The sequence below is a fragment of the Pseudomonas sp. Z3-6 genome (genome assembly GCF_051131985.1).
Lineage (GTDB): Bacteria > Pseudomonadota > Gammaproteobacteria > Pseudomonadales > Pseudomonadaceae > Aquipseudomonas > Aquipseudomonas zanjanensis.
Genome location: NZ_CP071644.1, coordinates 2895668 through 2914540, shown reverse-complemented (window position 1 = coordinate 2914540; position 18873 = coordinate 2895668). Strand labels below are relative to the sequence as shown.

Here is an 18873-nt window from a genome sequence, read left to right as displayed (position 1 = left end):
GCCCCCCCTTACTGAATACATCTATGGCGAGGGAGCTTGCTCCCGCTGGGGTGTAGGAGCTGTCGAGTGCAACGAGGCTGCGATCTTTCTACTGACAATTGAGTCGAGAGCGAAAAATCAAGATCAAAAGATCGCAGGCTTCGCCAGCTCCTACGGAGCCCAGCGGGAGCAAGCTCCCTCGCCACAATGACTCATCCACAATGGCTCGTACCTTAAGGCTCATGAGTCATGATTCATGACTCATGACTCATGACTCAAGCCTCAAGCCTCAAGCGAACAGCATTGCCTCCGCCGCCGAACATGGACCTTCACCCGCCCAAACCAGTGCCTTGTCCATCGGCCAACGCAGCGCCGTTGAGGTAATGGTCGCCAAGCAGCCGACGCTGGGTCAGCAGGGCCGGCTCGGGGCTGTCCGGCAAGGGCCGCGGCAGGCTGCGACCGGCCAGTTCGAAGTAGGCATGGCCGGCCAGGCGCGCGTCTTCACGCCATGGGATGGATCAGGTATTCGGTGAGTGTCGCCGCACACGCAACGATGCCTTCATGAAGCACCATTTCAAAGCCATGGGTATTTTCCGTTGGAATGGCGATGCACCCCGCTCGCGCGGCCACTCCCGCACTCATGATCGCACTCGCATCGGAGGCGAAATCGACCAGGAGCGCAACTTGTGGGTGATAGCCCGAGCGCTGTGCAGCCTTGACCAGGGCATCCACGACAGAGCGGGTGTAATAACCCTTTTGATCCCCGGTGTTGATAATTGGGTCTGCCGATAAAACCGTTCCGTACTCCTCCAGGACCGGGCCCACCTCGACCGCGATGGTGGTGTCGCCCGGCACGCGGGCCGCGGCATAAAGCGCACCAGCGTTGGACTCTTCCTCAAGTGTCGTGCAGACGAACCAGACGTCTTGCTTGAGCGCTTGCCTTTTGCTTTTCAGCTGCTGTGCGGTGGTGATCACTGCCGCCAAGGGCGCCCGGTCATCGAGGAAGTGGGCGGCGACCGTGTCTTTCACCTGGAACGGCCGGCGCCAGTGCCGGCTGAGCACCACGCGCACGCCGGGCCGGATACCGGCGGCGGTCAGCTCCTCCTGGGAACAGCGGGTGATGACATGGACGTCGCTCCACTGCACCGCCCCTGACAGCACATCCCGCCCCTGGGCGGAACCACCGGTGTTGTGCATGGAACCATAAGACAGTACGCCGGGCAGGCATTGGTTATCACCCAGTATGTCCACCGGACAAACACCAAAACAGATGGGCTGGGCACCGCCCAGCGCCACGACTTCCAAGTTACCGTCGGGCCTTGTCTTCTTCACGATCATGGCAATTTCATCGAGGTGCGCCATGACCCTGATGGGCTGTGCTTGCGAAGACTCATCCGACGCCTTGATCAGTCCCCGGATGTTGCCGGCCTCGTCGACCACGACCTCATCACAATGCTTGCCCAGTTCCCTGAGACATATTTCCCGGACTTCATCTTCCTGCCCGCCGGGGCCGCGGGCCAGAAGCAATTCTTCGAGCAAAGGCTGGATACTCATTGGAGGCATCAGATAGGTTCCCGTCACGACCCTTGAACAGCGTAGACCCCACCTGTTTCCCGTCCGTTCAAATCGGTATTCGCTCGGTCATGACCGGTCAATCCAGCCCCGAACGGAACGTTTCGATCTTGAGTCCGAATCGATTCATCTTGTTGTACAAGCCACCGCGCGACACGTTCAACCGTTGGGCAGCCAGGCGGATGTTTCCGCGCGTCTCCTTGAGGGCGGCAATGATCGCGTTCATTTCATGGGTGCCCAGGTCCGGCGCCGTCCGCGGTTCTGGCACATTTGCCCAGATCGAGGGTCGCCCGCGCTGCCTGATTTCCAGCGCAAGGTCACTCGGCTGGATCAGTTCGGTCATTGCCAGGTTCGTCGCCCGTTCAATGACGTTTTCCAGCTCACGGACATTGCCCGGCCAGTGATAGGCGCCCAGCAAATCCAGCGCCACTGGCGAAACGTCCTGCATCGTCTTGCGCAGCGACCGGGCACAACGCGCGAGAAAATGCCGCGCCAGCAACGGCACATCCTCGCGACGCATCCGCAATGGCGGCACCGTCAGGTTCAGCACGTTGAGCCGGTAGTAAAGGTCCTCGCGAAAAGCCCCCTCGGCCACCGCCTGGCTCAGGTTGCGGTGGGTGGCAGCGATGATGCGCACGTTGACCCGCAGCGATTTTTTCGCACCCACCCGTGTCACCTCACCTTCCTGCAAGACACGCAGCAGGCTGACCTGCGCATCGAAGGACATGTCACCGATTTCGTCGAGGAAGATTGTCCCACCATCGGCCAGTTCGAACTTGCCGGCCGACCCACCGCGAGCCGACCCGGTGAAAGCGCCTTCGACATGACCGAACAGCTCGCTTTGCACCAGGTCTCGCGGAATCGCGCCGCAATTGACCGCCACGAAAGGCCCGCCACGACGATCGCTGGCGTTATGGATAGCCTGGGCGAACAGCTCCTTGCCCGTGCCACTCTCGCCGAGGATAAGCGTGGTCGAATCACTGCGACTGGCAATCCGCGCCAAGTGCATTGCATCCTGGATCGCCTGCGAGCGGCCCAGGATGGTTTCAAAGGTGTAGCTGGCCTGGGTGCCGATGATCCGCCGGGTGATTTCCCGGATGCGTCGGTTCTCGCGCAACGAAACGATCCGCCCGCCTTGCGCCAACGGGCAGACCGACACCAGGCAAGCCAGATGGCTGCGATCGTGCAGTTCAAAGGTGCAGTCCAAGTCACGCACCCCGTCGCCGCCCCCGAGCAGGACCGCATCGGTCAATTCGCTCTGCCCCAGGCTCTGGAACGGACTGCCGAGCAGGTCATGGCCGACGCGAAACAACTGCCGGGCGTAATGGTTGAGGGCCTTGATGCAGCCGCGCTCATCCAATACCACCAAGCCCTCGTTGAGCACCTCAAGCACAGTCTGTTGTTCTTCCAGCAAGGCCTGCAGGGTCATCTGCCTGGAGACAGCCTCGGCTGCGGCCTGGACGGTGCCCAGCGTATGAAAGTGAAACCAGCCTGGCTCGGCCGTCAAGGTCAACATGCCCAGGGTCCGGCCCTGGGCATCGCGGATGGGCGCGGCGGCGCAATGCATACGGCGCTGGCGCAGGCCAAGCCCGAAATTCTCCTCGGCCAGCACATACACCAAGCGATCTTCGACGATTGCCAGCCCGGTGCAATTGGTGCCCTGCACCGACTCCAGCAGTCGACTGCCGATGGGGGTGAGGTCCAGGCCGCAGAAATACAACGTGGTGCCTTCGGCATCGGTCAGGTTGATATGGCCCCTGGGGTTATAGGCGAGCAAACCGCGCATGACTTGCGCCGCCGCAGCGATCAGCTCCCGGTTGGCAGCCAGTGTCGCGGTCAGGTCGGCGGGCGCGACAAAACGGTACGCGCCGTCTTCCGGATCGAGGCCGGCACTGACGCTGCGCAACCAGGATTCCCAGATCACCCGGCGGATCCCGACTGGGCGCTCGGTCTGCCCTTGCCAGCACGCTCGCCAGGCCTCCTCCAGCGCCGTGCCCGGCCCGTCGTTCAACGACGCTGGGCCAAGCGTGGTGAGGTAATCGCGGTCTTCGTCGCTCAATGCTATGGGTTGCTGATCCATGGTTCGGCCATATGTTCATATTTTCGACATGTCAGTATAGACATGTCATCAACATGAACATTGATTCAAATAAAAACCATTAAATATCAATAAGTTAACCATTGGCACAGCCCTTGCTCCCTGCATGAACAGACGAGGACATTCTTGCCGCCGAGTCGTAAAAACAATAAAGGGAGTCATATTCATGAGTACATCCAAGACCCTCCGCCTGGGCCTCATCGGTGCCGGCCGCATGGGCAGTTTTCACGGCCTGACCGCCGCCCGGCACATCCCTGGCGCGTGCCTCGCCGCCATCGCCGACCCTACCCCCGGCCAAGCCGCACGCCTGGCGGCAGAACTGGACGTGCAGAAGATCTATACCGCCCCACAGCAGTTGCTGGATGACCCGGACATCGACGCCGTGCTGATTGCCGCGCCGGCGCGCAGCCATGCCGAGCTGGTGATCAGCGCGGCCCGGGCCGGCAAAAGCGTGTTCTGTGAAAAACCGATGGCCATCACCCTGGATGAAGCGGACCGCGCCATCGCCGCCGCTGCCGATGCACAGGTGACGCTACAAGTCGGCTTCAACCGACGTTTTGCCAAGAGCTTTCGCACCGCTCATCTGGATGTGATGGCCGGCCGGATCGGTACGCCACAACTGCTACGCTCACTGACCCGGGATCCGGCGCTGAACAACCCGGCCGCGTCGCCGCAATGGGTGATCTTCCTGGAAACCCTGATCCATGATTTCGACACCCTGCGCTACCTGAACCCGGGCGCCGAGGCGGTTGAGGTCTTTGTGATGGCCGATGCCCTGATCGCCCCCGCCTACAAGGACAAAGGTTTTCTCGACACCGCGGTGGTCACGATCCGCTTCGACAATGGCGCCATCGCCACGGCCGAGGCCAATTTCCAGGCCGTGTATGGCTACGATGTCCGCGGCGAAGTGTTCGGCAGCGCCGGCATGCTGACCATGGGCAACGTCAACGATTCCGACTTGCTGCGGTACCTGGCCAATGGGGTCCAGGCCGACACCCAGCGCATGGACACCGACTTACTGCGTGATGCCTACGTGGCCGAACTCAATCACTTCGCCAGTTGTGTGCGCAGCGGCGAAAAACCGCTGGCCAGCGGTGAAGATGCCCGGGCAGCACTGGCCATTGCCCGCGCCTGTATCGAGTCCTTCCAACAGGGCAAGACGGTGCGCGTGCAAGGAGCGCTGTCATGAGTTTCATCCCATTCAAACTGGCGATCAGCGCCGAGATGGTCTTCCTCGACCTGCCTTTTACCGAACGGGTCAGACGCATCCACGCGCTGGGCTTCAGCGTCGAGATATGGAACTGGGCGACCAAGGACATCCAGGCCCTCGTGGCGACGGGCGCGGACTTCACCTCCATGACCGGCTACCTGTCGGGCAACCTGACCGACCCCGACGATATCCGACAGTTGCTCGACAGCGCCCAGGAATCCCTGGCCGTCGCCGCTCAATTGGGTTGCCCAAGCCTGAACCTGCACGGCACCGGCCTGGGTGATCAGGGCTTGCCGGTCAAACCCGTGGCCCAGACCACCGGCCGCATGTGGTTGAGCGCCTGCAAGACGCTGGAAAAAATCGCTCGCCTGGGGGAAGACGCGGGCCGGGTGTTCCTGCTGGAAAACCTCAACACCGAGGTCGACCACCCGGGCACGCCTTTCGCCCGCGCTGACGATACCCTGGCGCTGATCGAGGCCGTGGGCAGCCCGCACTTGAAGATGAACCTGGACCTCTATCATGCCCAGATCGGCGAAGGAAACCTGATCGAACTGATCCAGCGCGCCGGCAGCGCCATCGGCGAAATCCAAGTGGCCGACGTCCCGGGGCGCAGGGAGCCCGGCACCGGCGAGATCCACTATCCCGCCATTGCCAAGGCCTTGTTCGGCATGGGATACAGCGGTGTCGTCGGCCTGGAAGGCTGGGCCAGCGGTGACAGCGAGGTCGCGCTCGAGCGTTTCAGGCAAGCCTTCACGCTTGATGGATAAAGCCCCGACGCACTCAACATGTGCGGCAGATTTTCAGTTCTTGGTGACGTTTCAACCCATAACAACAAAAGGATAATCATCATGCGTCGTTGCACACTGCTTTTCGCCACCCTGCTGTTGCTGTTCAGCCAATGGGCCGCCGCCGACTATCGCATCGGCGTCAGCATCGCCAGGGTCGACGACAACTTCATGACCTACGTACGTAACGGCCTGGACGAGGCCGCGAAAAAGGAAAACGTGCAGATCCAGTTCGAAGACGCCCAGGGCGATGTGGTGCGCCAACTCAACCAGGTCCAGGGTTTCATCAACCAGCAAGTGGACGCGGTCATTGTCCTGCCGGTGGACACCTCCGCCACCGCCAACATCACCCGCGCCGCGGTCGACGCGAAGATGCCGCTGGTCTACGTCAACCGTCACCCGGACGAGCGCACCTTGCCCAAAGGCGTCGTCACCGTGGCCTCCAATGACATCGAGGCCGGACAACTGCAAATGCGCTACCTGGCCGAAAAACTCGGCGGCAAGGGCAACCTGGCGATCATCATGGGCGACCTGGCGCAAAACGCTACCCACGACCGCACCGAAGGCGTCAAGCAGGTGCTCAAGGACTATCCCGGGATCAAGATCGTCGAGCAGCAAAGTGCCGAGTGGCAGCGCAACAAAGGGATGGACCTGACCAGCAACTGGTTACTGGCCGGGAGTCGTTTCGATGCCATCATCGCCAACAACGACGAGATGGCCATCGGTGCCGCCATGGCCTTGCAGCAGGCCGGCAAAGCCAAGGGCGAGGTTGCGATTGTCGGCATCGACGGCTTGCCGGACGGCCTGGCGGCGATCAAGCGCGGGATGTTGGTCGCCTCGGTATTCCAGGACCCCAAGGCCCAGGCGACCAGCGCGGTACAGGCAGCCCTCAAGATGATCAAGGGCGAGCCAGTGGAAACGGACGTCTGGGTGCCCTTCCAGTTGATCAAGCCTGAGCAGTTGGCAGTGTTCGAGCAACATTACAAATAACCTGCGACTAGTGGCCTGTACGGTTAATTCGAGTACTCAAATTCGAGTGCCAGGGCTTGCCAGGCAAGGCGCCATGACGAGTCGTAGCCCGCTACGGCGAGGAATGGCAACGCAGACTGGCAAGTTCTGGCGCCGAAGTTGAGTGCACGAATTAGCCACACAGGCCACTAGATACATCGCCATGAAGCTGGCAAAGGGGGGCAACACACTGCCCCTCATCAGTCCCACCTGCGCATTCCCGATATTTAGCTTGACGACTGAGATGACGATCATCATATTTAGTCAAAATATTACGATCATCATGTGGATATCAACTCGACGGCGGCTTCGCGAACTGAAGTCGGCGCGTTGGGCATCAACGTTTTGTCCACGTCAATCACACGCGCAGGAAATGACGTATGCAAGCCCGAACTTCATTGGCGATTGCCGGTACGCAACACACCTCCAGCCAACCGTTGACCGGCAGAATCGTCGCGCTGCTCGCCGGCCTGGCGGCGATCAGCATGCTCTCCACCAACATCATTCTCCCGGCGTTTGCGGCGATCGGTGAAGACCTGGGCGTGACCGCTCGCGAGCTCGGCCTGACGCTGTCCAGCTTCTTCATCACTTTCGCCTTGGGCCAACTGGTGGTCGGTCCACTGGCCGACCGCTACGGACGCCAGAAGCTGGTGCTGGGCGGGCTGTCGGTGTTCGTTGTCGGCACCGTCATCGCCGGCTTTGCCAGCACCCTCGACGTCCTGATCGCCGGACGCGTCGTGCAAGCACTGGGCGTGTGCGCAGCCTCGGTGCTGTCGCGGGCCATTGCCCGGGATCTGTTCGAAGGCGAGACACTCGCCCGCGCCCTGTCGCTGACAATGATCGCCACGGCCGCGGCACCGGGCTTTTCGCCGCTGGCCGGCAGTGTCCTGGCCGTCACGCTCGGCTGGCGTGCCATCTTCATCCTGGTGGGACTGGCCGCTGTTGCACTGGCGTTTTTCTACGTGCGCGACCTGGGGGAAACCCATCCCGCCGATCGCCGCGCACCCCACTCGGCCAGGAGCGTGGTACTCGCCTATTGCCGACTGGCAGTGGATAAGCGCTTCATCCTCCCGGCCCTGTCCATGGGCCTGCTGCTGAGCGGCCTGTTCGCCTCGTTCGCGGCGGCGCCCGCCATCCTGATGCAAGGCTTCGGCCTGACATCGGTGCAGACCGGCTTGTACTTCGCCTCGACAGTCTTTGTGGTGTTCGCCGCCGGCATGGCGGCGCCGCGCCTGGCCCATCGTCTTGGCGCCCGGATCGTCACGCTGCTGGGCATAACCTGCGCCATGATGGGAGGCGGCCTGCTTCTGGTCGGTCCGACCGAGCCCGGGCTGTGGTGGTATGCCCTTTCGATGATCACGTTCCTTTGGGGCATGGGCCTGGCCAATCCACTGGGCACGGCCATTGCCATGGGCCCTTTCGGCAAGGAAGCCGGGATGGCCTCCGCCCTGCTGGGGTTTCTTTCAATGGGGGCGGCTGCGCTGGCCACCTGGCTGGCCTCGGTCTTGAGCTTCGCGCCGATGACCACACTGGGTGGGATTCAGGCGACGGCCTGCCTGGTCGCGCTGGTGTTGTTCCTGCTGCGGGGCAAGATTTGATCACGGCCAAACACGTCACAGGCAACGATCAATACACGGGCCAGGTTTCGACAATCTTCCCCCCGCGCACGGCCAGCAAATCGCCAAATTGCAGCAGTACGGATTCGGTCTGGGTTGGCCTTAAAAATACCTGGTCTTCGACATTCAGCCCCACCGTCGGCGAGCCGTTGACCATTTCCTGATTGGAACTGCGACCGTAGAGCTCGTTACTTTGCAGCCCCGAGGGAGACTCGAACTCGGCCATCCAGTTGCCGCCGTAGATGAAGAATGTCCCGCGCTGATTCGGGTCCCACCAGGAGAACAATCGGGACTTGCCATCCAGGGCGGGGAAATTCACCGGGCCGGTGCTCTTCAACACGGGCGTTGCGATAAAGGCCGCCGGCACATGCTCGGCCAGGGATGGCAGGTCGTAGTGAGTCGGCTTGAGGAACGCCGTCCCCACCGAGACTTCGCTGCTCAAGCGTTCCTGTTCATGCATGCGGTAGCTGGGGCTGCCGGCGGTATTGAGCGTGAGCCCATCATGCCAAAGCGCCGGGAAGTGTTCCCGCACGTACTTCACATGACCGTTGTAAATGACCATCACCTGGTCGAACAAGGCCTGGGACGAACCGAGCACCCGGGGCACGCCCATGCCGACAAACGGGTCGTACCCCATGAAGCCTGCAAATTCGAGATGCTGCGCATGGGCGCTGATCAGCGTCAGCATCTCGCCGAGCACTGCTTGATCAAACACTCCGCCGCGGTGCAGGCCGACATCCAGCTCGATATTGACCCGCAACCGAATGCCCAGGCCCTGGGCCAATGCCCGGTAATCCATCAGCCGCTGCGGCGTGTCGAGCAGCCATTGGAGTTGCCTGGCAGGGTCGAAGGTGCCTTTGTGGGTTTGATAGAACAACTCAGCCGAGCGTACCGGCAGGGGTTTGCCGAGCAAGATGTCAGATTCCGGGAAAGTCAGCGCATCGTGGTTGAGGAACGGCTGGTGAAACGACATCAGCCGCCGGGTATCGGTGCGTTTGGCGATATACGCCAGCAACCCCGGTGACGGCAGGGATTTTTCCACCAGGCGCAAGTGTTTGCCGGCACGTTTGACCGATTGCATGACCACATTGATGTTGTGATCGAGCAGGTCGAGGTCAATCAGCATCACGGGCCGCATCGGCCCATGGGTCTTCAGTTCCTGATTCAACGCGCGGAAGTAATCGTTGTAGGGACCGCCCCGGTCGCCCGGCCGCAACAGCGCCCCCGCCCCTGCCATCAAGGCCCCCACTCCCGCGGTACCGAGCATAAAGGTTCTACGGTTCATCAGGACGCCCCTCCACATGCGCAATCAGGTGCACGTTACGGCAGCGCTGCGCCATCGTTGAGGTTATGCGGGGCCAGAAAGGGGGCTTTAGCGGCCACGCTTTGCCGATGCCCAAAAGCGGTGCCCTCCTTGGAGAGCGGCTACGACTGGCGCGACGCGTTTATGAGCCCCCCTGAGTTTTTTCCAAAGACACCCCGATGGCTTATTCACCTGCGCAATGGCAAGCTTGCGACCGCAGCCCAGCCGCCCATGCCGCCGTTCATGGCTGATGCCCGTTGCCATTCACCTCGGGTACCCATCGACTTTTATTCAACTGAGCAAGGATGTCTTCATGAAAATTTCTCTTGGTCTCGTCGCCCTGGCCGGGTGCCTGTCCACCGCCCCTGCCTTGGCTGCCACCCCGAGCCACAGCGACCTGTTCAAGGCCCTGGCACAGTGCCAGGCCAGTGCGCAGCAGGTCAGCGAATTCAACGGCCTGGTGGACGCCGAGCAAGTGTCACTCGCCAAGGATGAAGCCCATACCCCGTGGGGCGGTGGCGCCTGGCAGGCCACTGCGGCGCTGTCAGTGCACGGCGTGTCGTCGACCACCTTGGTGATGACCGACCGCTTCAGCTTCTTCCTCCAGACCAAGAGCAGCAACCCGAAGGCCGATGCGGAAAAACTCGCCAGCGCCCTGAAACTGGAAAAGACCCTGGATACCGACGGCTACGTGGACTACCAGCGCAACCTCGACAACGGCGCGACCCTACGGGTGGTCTCCACCGAAAACAAGGACAGCGACCTTTATGTGGGTTGCACCTATCAGCAGGACGCTTCCTGAGACCAAGCGGCCTCGGCAAAGCCTTCCCTGTCGTAACCCGGATCTAATGTGGGAGCGAGCCTGCTCGCGAGGTGTCAGCACATCCAACATCGCTGCAAACTGCCCCACCGCTTTCGCGAGCAAGCCCGCTCCCACAGGGGATATTGAGTGTTCCTGAGCTTTGCATGCAGCTCAGGACCATTGTGGGAGCGGGCTTGCTCGCGAAGGCGTCAGCACATCCAACATCACTGCAAACTGACCCTCCGCCATCGCGAGCAAGCCCGCTCCCACAGGGGATATTGAGTGTTCCTGAGCTTTGCATGCAGCTCAGGACCATTGTGGGAGCGGGCTTGCTCGCGAAGGCGTCAGCACATCCAACATCACTGCAAACTGACCCTCCGCCATCGCGAGCAAGCCCGCTCCCACAGGGGATATTGAGTGTTCCTTAGCTTTGCATGCAGCTCAGGACCATTGTGGGAGCGGGCTTGCTCGCGAAGGTGTCAGCACATCCAACATCACTGCAAACTGACCCTCCGCCATCGCGAGCAGGCTCGCTCCCACAGGGGAAATTCAATCGTCGTTAAACGACGCTGCAGCATCCCTTTCACCCGGCGGACCGGGCCTTTGCAGTGTGGAACAGTTCGAGCCATGGCCCGGTCCGTCGAGTTGGGCCTCGACGAAGGCAAATGCATCGTCCAATGAACCATGCAGCACCCCGTCATGCCCCAGGCCCTCATACGTCCGCCAGGTGACGGGGTTGCCAGCGGCACACAACGCCGTGGCGACCGCATATTGGCGCACGGGCGTGATCGTTTGATCAGCCAGGCCGGTGGCGATGAATAACGGGAATCCAATCGATGCCTGTGGCATGTCGGTCGAGGGGATGCGCACCGCCATCAATGCCTCGGGGGAAATGGTCAAAAGCTCGGCAAACGAATCGATCTGCAACGCTTTGGATTTGCGGGCAATGTCGCGACTGCAGCCCTCCCGGGCAACACTTAGCAGTTCAAGGCCTCTGGTCGTAAGGATGTCCTCGACCCGTGGCCCGTCCTCGCGCAAGCCGCCGGACGCCAATGCCAGGAACAGCGTATTGGACTGGCGCGGCGGCAACGCAATGGGACCATGGGGAAATGTGCTGTTCGGGGCCGTGACTACTGCGCCGCGGATAGGCAGCTCCGGCGCATAACCACCGGCCAGGATCGCCGCACCCAACGCCGCCCCTCCTCCCTGGGATTGCCCGGCCAAAAACATGCGATTGGCAATCAGGCCTGGCCTGATGGTACGCGCAGCGCGAATCGCATCCAGGACAGAGCGCCCCTCGGCCTGCCAGAACGTGTAGGGATGCGGCCCTGGCCCTCCCAGGCCCTGGTAATCGGTGGCGACCACCGCGAACCCGCGCGCCAGCCAACGATTGATATACGCCCCATCACGCTCGCGCCATCCAGCCCAGGACGGTGCGCAGGCGTCGGCAATCCCCAGCGTTCCGTGGGCCCAGGCCAGCAACGGCCAGCCTTGCGGCGGTGGCTGTCCAACCGGCAGGTACAACGCCCCGCTGACCGGAACGAGTCCGGAGTGCCAGCGCTCGTCGGTGGAGCTATAGAGCAGGCGCAAAGCCTGCCCGGCGGCGGGCATCTGCGGCGGCACCGCCAGCGTCTCGCTTCGCAGCAGCACACCGGGCAGCGCGGGCATTGCTTCAGGCCAGCGATAAAACGCCGACAGCTCCCTGTCTCCCGCGTCAGGACCGACGGGGAGCGTGCCTGCCGCCGAGGCGTTGGCCGTCATGACGCTGAATATCCCGAGGCAGATCCGCGCAAAATTCGCGATACGGAACAGGTTCATGGGAAGTTCGCCTGAGCGCAAAGTGCCCTGCGCAAAGCGCTGCCCTGCGCACCGATCACATCGCGCACGACCGGCGCCACCTCATTGAATCGGACAAACCCGTGGGTCATGTTCGCAAGCACTTGCAGGTGGGTCGCCACGCCCGCGCGTTCCAACCGATCCGCCAGCTCCCGGTTTTCATCCAGCAACGGGTCCAGTTCGCCCACCACCAATCGCACGGGTGGCAGGCCGGCCAAGTCAGCGATGATCGGCTGTACCCGCCAGTCATCCTCATCATCGACCAGGTAACTCGCCCAGTAGGCGCTCATGGTCTCGACCGACAGATTCTGCCCCCCATACCCACCCAGCCTTCGCCAGGAATCGGAGCCCAGGTCGCGCGAGTAACTGCCATAGAACAGCAGCAACTGCCGCACCCCATCACACCCTGTATCCCGTAGCGCAAGTGCAGCGCCCAAGGCCAGGTTGGCGCCTGCCGAATCCCCGCCCAAGGCATAACCGCGCACCGGGCAATCGGTGATAGCCCCGAGCTTGATCACCCGGCTGACGATCGACACCACTTCGTTGAACGCCACCGGAAAACGATATTCCGGCGACAACGCATAATCGATGGACAGCACCGCCAGGCCACTGTCACGCACCAGTTGGCGCAGCGGTGCATCCCAGCCGGCGAGCGAACCGTGACGGAATCCTCCGCCATGGCAGTAGAACATCAAGCAAGGCGTCTCATCGCCCTCCGGCCAATAGAGCTTGCAGGGCACCGTTCGGCCATCGACAGCAAAACCCAAGGTGCGCTCATAGGACAGCGGCACGCTGCGGCGCGCCGCCCAGGCATCGATCCGCTCCAGTTGCGCCCGGACACGTTGCACGTCCCCCTGGACAACCGGTAGCAGCCCTTGTTCGCGCAGCGTCGTGGCCACGGCCACCAGGTCAGGGTGAACCGGCGGCGGTGAACCCGCCGCCCCGCTTGCAACGCAACTCATGGCCGGGGGTCCTCACCGGTTCCAAGTGCGTCCAGCAGGATGAACGCCCATTGAGCCCCGTGCATGTCCCGGTCCTGCAAGGCGCCCTGAACCACTGGACGCGGCAGGCTGATCTTGATCACGTTCAACGCCTCGATGGGAAAAACGCTGATCGACTGCGCAGGCCTGCGGAACAGCTCGGCAATCGCGGGGGCTTGCAACTTTGGCTCCGCGGCCAGTTGCGCGAAGGTGTCCGCGTCCTTGCAGAACACATCGATGGTCAGGGAAAACGGCCCGGCGTTCTTGGAGCGGATCTCATAACCCAATGTTTGCAGTGTGTTCATCTCACGCGCCCTCGACTGTCTTGATAGCAAACCGGAAAGGTGCCAGCGGATCCGTCACGACCATCACATGACTGAGCACGAACTCATGCACCACGCCCCGGTCCATCGAGGCCGGCGAGAAAGGAAACGCGTGGGTAGGCAGGTCTTTGTCGCCGGGTAACGGAAAGTGCAACAGGTAAGGATTGAGCAGCGCGACCATGTCCTGGGTGCGCTCGGCGGTCGCCGACGTCGCGATGGCCATGACGCCGATTTCCACGGGCGTGCCCACCCGTGACTCAAGCGCTCCCAAGGCTGAATCCTTGCCAATGGCGCGGAACTGCAAGTCATAGTCATCGGCGCCGATGCCCAGGTGCTTTTCGACCCGCTGACGCATGACCGAATCCAGATAGGCCAGCCACTCATCGAAGCGCTCGACGTATTCCGGATCCCGGACAATGCTCATGACCACCGATTGGAAGCCGCACGGCGCCGCCCCCTCCAACTTGACGGTGTAGTCTTCGCTTGGCGTCCAGACCGAACCTTCGACTCGCACGGTCTGTTCGTCCAACGCGGTGTAGACCGCCCCCTCCACGTGCAGTACGCCGCCGGGCTCGACGAGCACGTAGGGGTTGCTGTTTTCATACAGCATGTGGGCCATGACCGAACGCGGGGTGAGCCGGGCGCCCTCACCAATGGCCTTGATGGTGAATCCCGTGTCGTCGATCGCGGCCATTACCACCGCGTTGGCGGGCGTGGTCGTGCAGGACGCGCCGCACTCCAGGATCTTTCCGGCATGCCAGGCGGCGCCCTGATGGGCCCCGCGCAGGATGGGCAGCGAAGCCATCACCGCCGTGTCGGTGGAACGTCCTGCCAGGATGATGTCCGCGCCGTCTTCGAGCGCATGCATGAAAGGCTCCACGCCCATCAGCGCGACAATGCGCGAGCAGCGTTCGACCAGGGCATCGTCGATGTGATCGAGTTGCAAGGGTCTGATGCGTCCCTGCGCCAACGCTTGTTTCACGACGCTTGCCGGTTGCTCGCTGTAGACGCTCGCGATGCGCACGGCCTGACCGAGTTCGGCGGCGATTTCCTCGCACAGACCGCGCATCAGGTCGACCCCTGCGTCGGAACCACAGGTGCCGCAACTGCCGATAATCAGCGGGATGCCCAGTTCCGCCCGCGCCTGCATGAACACACGCAACTCGGCCCGCAGTATCGAGGCCGAAGCCTTGGTCGTGCCGGTGCCGAGGTAATGGGGACCAGAGTCGGTAGACCCCGCGTCCATTGCAATCACGTCCGGTCGTTCCAGCAGCGCCTGGTCAAACGCCGCCCGTGGGAAACCGGTGCCAATGGCGCCCGTTGGCGTCAGCACTTTAATCGGGGTATTCATGGATTCTCCTTCAAGTCTGTAGAGCGACGTCCGTCAGCGATGACGCAATGGCCAGGCGGGCTACGCCCCTCCAGTACAGCCACCGCACATTGCGCGGCTATCAGATTGGTACGATTGAGTCCCTCGACCGTGGAGGCGCCGACATGGGGCGTCACGATCACGTTGGGGAGTTGGATGAGTTGTTCAGTCACCGCCGAAAGCACCGGCTCCGACTCGCTTTCGAATACGTCGAGCCCTGCCCCGGCCAACCGGTTTTCCCGCAGGGCCCACAGCAGATCCGCATCCCGCACCAGCCCACCCCTCGCGGTATTGATCAACACCGCGGAAGGTTTCATCCGCTTCAGCGCACGGCTATCGATCAACCCATGGGTATGGCGGTTGAGCGGTGCATGGAGGGTGATGAAATCGCTTTCCTCAAGCAGCGTTTCCAGGTCGACAAAACAGCTTCGGGGGATACCTTCGACCTCTGCGTTGTCTGGATGAGGGGTGTAGATCAGCGGCTTGACTTCGAACCCGGACAAGCGCTGCAGTACACCCCGGCCAATCCGGCCCAAGCCGACGACGCCAACGGTCTTGCGGTACAAATCGCCTCCCAAGGGAATCGACCAGTCATTGGCCGACAACCCCAACTGGCAGCGTTTGAGCTGGCGGCACACGGCGAGCATCAACGCCACGGTGTGGTCTGCGACGCTGGCGTCGTTGCCGCCGATGGCGATGGTCGCCACCTTCCCTGCCGCCGCCACCGCCGCCGTATCGACTCGCTCGTAGCCCACGCCACGACGGGCGATGACTTGCAGGCGCGGGAGCCTACTCAGCAGGCTCGACGTGACGTTCGCGTGACCGACGATCCAACCGTCGGCGTCTTCCAGGAGATCGAGCAACTGGCGTTCACTCAGGTCGCCATCCGCTTGCCCCTGAGCCAGTTGCGCAATAACAACGTTACAGCCGTGGCTCTTCAGGAAGTGCACGGTTTCTGCATCGAAAAACCGCTGTGTAACCACTAGGGTGTGGCGAGGTTTAGACATCACTGGCCTCTCGATATATGTCCGGCAATCAAAATGCGTAATCCAGATACACCCGGGCTTCCGAGCCAGTGACCACGTTGTCGGGTTGGGCGGACACCAAGGCGACAAAGTCCTGGTCGATTCGGTAATCGATGTAAATCAAACCCACGGAAAGTCCGGAATACTCCTTTTCGTCGAAGCGATAATAAAGACGGTATTCGTTCTGCCGTTCGCGCACGTCGGTGCGTCGGCCACTGAAAGGGTCCGTGGCGTCAAACTCACCTTGCTTGTAAATGGTCATGACTTTAAAACCGTCCAGCGAAGCGCCTAATAACGAATGTCCGCTCAAGTCATATTCGGCGCCTATTTGCCAGGTGCGTTCGCCGTCGTTATTAAAGTCGTTTCCGGAACGTGTCCAGGCGTCCATCTTGCCGTCGACGTTATCACCATGATCGAAATAGGCGTAGCCCAGTCCGCTGGTCAACTCGGCTTTGGTCTCGGAAAATGAAACGCCCAAGCGAAGCTTATCGAGTAATAAACCTACATTGATGTTCAGCCACGTCGCGTCATCGTCATAAGCGGCCTCGCCGGCCTGCCAGTCGCGTTCCCAGATTCGCCCGGCTTTTTCAAACTCATAATATTGAGTATCCAATACAATGCCGGCTTTATCGCCGAGGGGTGCTTTCAGGGTCAGACCATAACGGGTGTTCTCATTGAAGTCCCGCGATACACCATGGTCGTAACCCAGTTCGATGGCCTTCAAATCGTATTTAATGCCGTAGGTGTAGAGGTCCTTTATTTCCTCTCCCGACTGGCTCAGCAGGTGTTCGAAGTCTTCCCGGTCCCGAGGAGACGTGCGGTTGATGTAGGCGGTTTCAAACCCCAACGTACCGGGCAGCGGGCCGATGCCCATCTCGGTGAAGTTCAGGTGGGCCCGGCCTCCTTGATAGGATCCCGGCACAATCCGGGTGTCGAGCGTGACCAACGTCCCCGCATCGAACCGGCCCCGGCCTATTTGCGAATCGGCGTTCCAGCCGTCGCCCTCGTAACGCAACTTGAAATAACCCTGGCCGACTTTTGCAAAGCCACCGTTAGTGCCATCGCTGTCGTCAAATAAATCCCGCCCATTGTCTTTGGAGTCGATCATCGCCACGCCATACAACGAGGCATCAAACCCTACAACGCCGGCCCAGTAACTGGAGTTATAGTCGAGGATCGCGCCAACCCCTGTCCCGCCCAACTCAGCGCCGTCCGGAAAACCACCAAAACGATCTTCGATCAAATCGTTGGATATCCGCGTATTGATATACATCGAGCGAAGATAAGCATTCAACTTGCCTTCATGCTGGAACCTGTCGGGGTTACTGATGGTTGCCGCAAGACAAACATCAGACACAAACAATGTCGACAGCAACGTCATAGCGACGGCGTTAATCGATTTCATCGACCACCTCATCTATTATTTTTATTTTGACGTGAGCAGACGCGAGCTGGCGTCCTTGAAACTTCGGCACAGAGAACTAACAGATCAGATAATCGCCCGGGTAATTACCGCCGTGACAATCAGGACAAGGCTGCTGCCTATGGCCCACAGCAGGCAATAGCGTTGCATATCACCCATGTCGCGCTTGATGATCCCGCTGATGAGATACACCGCGGCGACCAATGGGCTGAGTGCATGGACGGGCTGCCCCAATACTGACGCACGGGCTATATGCATCGGGTCGATACCATACTCGGCCCCCGCCGCCCCCAGTACCGGCAAGATGCCGAAGAAGAACGCGTCGTTGGACAACAGGAAGTTCAGCGGCAAGGCCACCAAGGCGGTAATGATGCCGAAGTATTGTCCGCCGCCGTCGGGAATCAGCTGGACGATTTTCCCCGACATGCCGTCGACCATTCCGGTGCCTGACAAAATCCCGGTGAACGCACCTGAAGCGAAGATCAGGGCGATGACCATCAGGACACTTTCAGAATGAGCCGCCACCCGCGCCTTCTGTTCCGACAGGCGTGGATAGTTGATCAGCAGCGCCAGGGAAAAGCCCACCATCATCAACATGGGCAAAGGTGCCAGCCCTGTCGCCATGGCGTACATGAGCCCGGCGGTGAGCGCCAGGTTGACCCAGAACAGCTTCGGCCGCTGCGTTTCGGATTGCACGGTCGGCAAGGCGACCTCCTGCGGTGCAACGTCTTGGTGACCGGGCGTCCAGCCCAAGCGGCGCCGTTCCTTGCGGCCGATCCAGAACGCGACGACGAATGCATAGGCAAGCCCCGCGAACATGGCCGGTACCAGGCCCAGGAACATGTCCGCCACATCGAGATGGAGGGCACTGGCGGCGCGGGCGACCGGCCCTCCCCAGGGAATCAGGTTCACCACCGTATTGGTCAGCAGGAGCATCAACGCCAGAATGAGCGGGTTCATCCCAAGGCGCAGATAGAGCGGCAGGAATGCTGTGGTGACGATCAAGACCGTCGTCGCGCCATCCCCATCGAACGAGATCACAGTGGCCAACAGTGCGGTGCCCAACACAACGCGAAGAGGATCATTGCCGACAAACCGCAGAATCCGCCGTACCGCCGGCTCGAAGAGCCCGGCGTCAAACATGATTGCGAAATACAGGATTGCAAACATCAACATCAGTGCGGTGGGCGCTACTTGCTTGACGCCGCCCATCACCATCCCACCCAGTTCCGGCCCTGCCCCACTGGCCAGCCCGAAAGCAACCGGAATGAGGATGAGTGCCGTCACAGCGGACAGTCGCTTGCTTATGATCAATGCCATAAACGTGACGACCATTGCGAAACCTAACCAAGCCATGCGTTTCACCTTTTCGTTTTTATTGTTATCGACGCCATCAAAAATCAATGTGAACAACTTTTGCGCACTCGAAATCTACATAGGGGGTGAAAGCCTGTAAATCTTGATTTTTTTCGTCAATATTCGCCATCGACCGCGTCGGTTTGGACAAATGACTCAAGACGCAACAGAGAAAAAAATGCTGCTTT

At 61.1% G+C, this 18873-nt stretch carries 16 protein-coding genes; 6 read left to right on the top strand and 10 right to left on the bottom strand.

What is annotated here, in order from left to right; translation table 11 throughout:
• Positions 1-242: 242 nt before the first annotated feature.
• The gene (locus tag J3P88_RS13445; protein WP_434575805.1) at positions 243-512 is read left to right on the top strand and encodes a hypothetical protein; all 270 of its coding nucleotides are present in this window, start codon (positions 243-245) and stop codon (positions 510-512) included.
• On the opposite strand, the gene J3P88_RS13440 is transcribed toward J3P88_RS13445, so the two are convergent.
• On the bottom strand, positions 481-1533 hold the full coding sequence (locus tag J3P88_RS13440; RefSeq protein WP_434575804.1) for a M28 family peptidase: 1053 nt from the start codon (positions 1531-1533) through the stop codon (positions 481-483). The genes J3P88_RS13445 and J3P88_RS13440 overlap by 32 nt on opposite strands.
• A 97-nt stretch (positions 1534-1630) precedes the next feature.
• Entirely contained in the window at positions 1631-3631 is a 2001-nt protein-coding gene (locus J3P88_RS13435; RefSeq protein WP_434575803.1) for a sigma-54 interaction domain-containing protein, read from the bottom strand.
• Positions 3632-3815: 184 nt separating this feature from the next.
• On the opposite strand from J3P88_RS13435, the gene J3P88_RS13430 reads away from it, so the two are divergent.
• The 4 genes from J3P88_RS13430 (at position 3816) to J3P88_RS13415 (ending at position 8250) form a co-directional block, all read left to right on the top strand.
• Complete coding sequence (locus tag J3P88_RS13430; RefSeq protein WP_186704760.1) at positions 3816-4838, top strand: Gfo/Idh/MocA family oxidoreductase; 1023 nt, start codon at positions 3816-3818, stop codon at positions 4836-4838.
• Positions 4835-5626 (top strand): TIM barrel protein, encoded by a 792-nt coding sequence (locus J3P88_RS13425; RefSeq protein WP_186704759.1) that lies wholly within the window; start codon positions 4835-4837, stop codon positions 5624-5626. Before J3P88_RS13430 ends, J3P88_RS13425 begins: the two co-directional genes overlap by 4 nt.
• A gap of 81 nt (positions 5627-5707) precedes the next feature.
• Positions 5708-6634, top strand: coding sequence for a sugar ABC transporter substrate-binding protein (locus J3P88_RS13420; protein ID WP_434575801.1), 927 nt, complete (start codon positions 5708-5710; stop codon positions 6632-6634).
• A 398-nt stretch (positions 6635-7032) separates the two neighbouring features.
• Complete coding sequence (locus J3P88_RS13415; RefSeq protein WP_434575799.1) at positions 7033-8250, top strand: multidrug effflux MFS transporter; 1218 nt, start codon at positions 7033-7035, stop codon at positions 8248-8250.
• Between the two features lie 28 nt (positions 8251-8278).
• Here the strand turns inward: J3P88_RS13415 and J3P88_RS13410 are convergent, their stop codons facing one another.
• A complete protein-coding gene (locus tag J3P88_RS13410; protein WP_434576444.1) occupies positions 8279-9484 on the bottom strand; it encodes a DSD1 family PLP-dependent enzyme in 1206 nt (401 codons plus the stop codon).
• Positions 9485-9884: 400 nt separating this feature from the next.
• Here J3P88_RS13410 and J3P88_RS13405 point away from each other — a divergent pair, with 400 nt between their 5' ends.
• Positions 9885-10373 carry a hypothetical protein gene (locus J3P88_RS13405; protein ID WP_434575797.1) on the top strand — a complete coding sequence of 163 codons (489 nt, stop codon included), beginning with the start codon at positions 9885-9887 and terminating at the stop codon, positions 10371-10373.
• Positions 10374-10922: 549 nt separating this feature from the next.
• On the opposite strand, the gene J3P88_RS13400 is transcribed toward J3P88_RS13405, so the two are convergent.
• The 7 genes from J3P88_RS13400 to J3P88_RS13370 all read right to left on the bottom strand — a co-directional run bounded on the left by J3P88_RS13400 (position 10923) and on the right by J3P88_RS13370 (position 18685).
• On the bottom strand, positions 10923-12191 hold the full coding sequence (locus tag J3P88_RS13400; protein ID WP_434575796.1) for a lipase family protein: 1269 nt from the start codon (positions 12189-12191) through the stop codon (positions 10923-10925).
• Positions 12188-13171, bottom strand: coding sequence for an alpha/beta hydrolase fold domain-containing protein (locus J3P88_RS13395; protein ID WP_434575795.1), 984 nt, complete (start codon positions 13169-13171; stop codon positions 12188-12190). The genes J3P88_RS13400 and J3P88_RS13395 overlap by 4 nt, the downstream gene beginning before the upstream one ends.
• Entirely contained in the window at positions 13168-13494 is a 327-nt protein-coding gene (locus J3P88_RS13390; protein ID WP_434575793.1) for a DUF4387 family protein, read from the bottom strand. The genes J3P88_RS13395 and J3P88_RS13390 overlap by 4 nt, the downstream gene beginning before the upstream one ends.
• A 1-nt stretch (position 13495) precedes the next feature.
• On the bottom strand, positions 13496-14863 hold the full coding sequence (locus J3P88_RS13385; protein WP_434575792.1) for an acyclic terpene utilization AtuA family protein: 1368 nt from the start codon (positions 14861-14863) through the stop codon (positions 13496-13498).
• Positions 14860-15888 (bottom strand): phosphoglycerate dehydrogenase, encoded by a 1029-nt coding sequence (locus J3P88_RS13380; RefSeq protein WP_434575790.1) that lies wholly within the window; start codon positions 15886-15888, stop codon positions 14860-14862. Before J3P88_RS13380 ends, J3P88_RS13385 begins: the two co-directional genes overlap by 4 nt.
• Before the next feature lie 28 nt (positions 15889-15916).
• Complete coding sequence (locus J3P88_RS13375) at positions 15917-17311, bottom strand: OprD family outer membrane porin (RefSeq protein WP_434575788.1); 1395 nt, start codon at positions 17309-17311, stop codon at positions 15917-15919.
• A gap of 84 nt (positions 17312-17395) precedes the next feature.
• Entirely contained in the window at positions 17396-18685 is a 1290-nt protein-coding gene (locus J3P88_RS13370) for a CitMHS family transporter (protein ID WP_207965799.1), read from the bottom strand.
• Between the last annotated feature and the right edge of the window lie 188 nt (positions 18686-18873).